This is a genomic window from Oleiphilus sp. HI0067 (assembly GCF_001635735.1).
The window spans coordinates 1-963 of record NZ_LWFI01000424.1; the positions used below are offsets into that span (position 1 = coordinate 1).

Consider the following 963-nt stretch of genomic DNA (forward strand, 5'->3'; position numbering starts at 1 on the left):
TCCAAAACGCATGGTTTATCCTTAATGAAGTTAATAATGAGAACGATTTCAATTTTAATATCGAGAATGCATTAAGCAAGCTTTTTATGCAAGTAAATAACTTGTCTTGATCTGGGCCAATATGCGTATTCCTTGCTAGTCTTAAGACAAGTTCTACAAAAAGTTTGTATATAAATGACTTTATTGAAAATTTTCTCGGTCTTTCTGCTCGGTTTCAGCTTGCTTTTGCAAGGCTGTGCAACGTCAAGAACCACAACGCATTATGGTTTTTTTGAGGCAGAGAACTCGCAAGGCGAGTTGAGACAGTTTCGTGTTCATTGGGAAACTATTGACGTACAAGGGTTCAACTCCCGAGAACGCTATTCAACTCCTCTCGTATTACAGGCTCAGTGCTCGCAGCGCGCTGTGCGCTTCTATGATGCTAATTTTCGGGCGCAAAGAGCGTGCATCCCTAATGATCAGTTAGGGATTGCTTACTGTGGGTCTGAGCGCAAAGATCTAGATCACAGGGCGTTACCCATAGAAAAAGGTAAGGCTTGTGCTTATGTTGTCGACGCGAAAGGGGCTGGGGAGATCAAATATTTAGGTGATGAAATCCAGATAATCATGCGTTGTCAGCCTAAAGAGCCTCAGGTAAGGGTTGGTAGGAAGTGGGTAAACCGTGATTATCTTAAGCCATCGAGTATTCCCTATGTGGTTTCGACTAAGACCGTACCTGGTAGTGATAAGGATGGGCACGTACCTCAATTATGGAATCATTCGTCGGTATGTGACCCAACGCAGGGTCGTTAATTACTATACGTTACAAAGGCTTACAGGCTTTAGTGGTATCAATTTTTGAGTGAGTCATAATAACGAGAATTGTGCGTGTTAACGGGTAAAGAGAACGAGATATGAGTGTTGAACGTGTCAAAACAGCGGTATCGAATCTGCAAGAAGGGATGTTTGTTGCAGACCTAGATC

1 protein-coding gene is annotated in these 963 nt (G+C 42.6%); it reads left to right on the forward strand.

The genetic code is table 11. The annotated features are described in order from the left end of the window. The first annotated feature begins 174 nt into the window (after positions 1–174). Entirely contained in the window at positions 175–792 is a 618-nt protein-coding gene (locus tag A3739_RS04940; RefSeq protein WP_068476554.1) for a hypothetical protein, read from the forward strand. Positions 793–963: the final 171 nt, after the last annotated feature.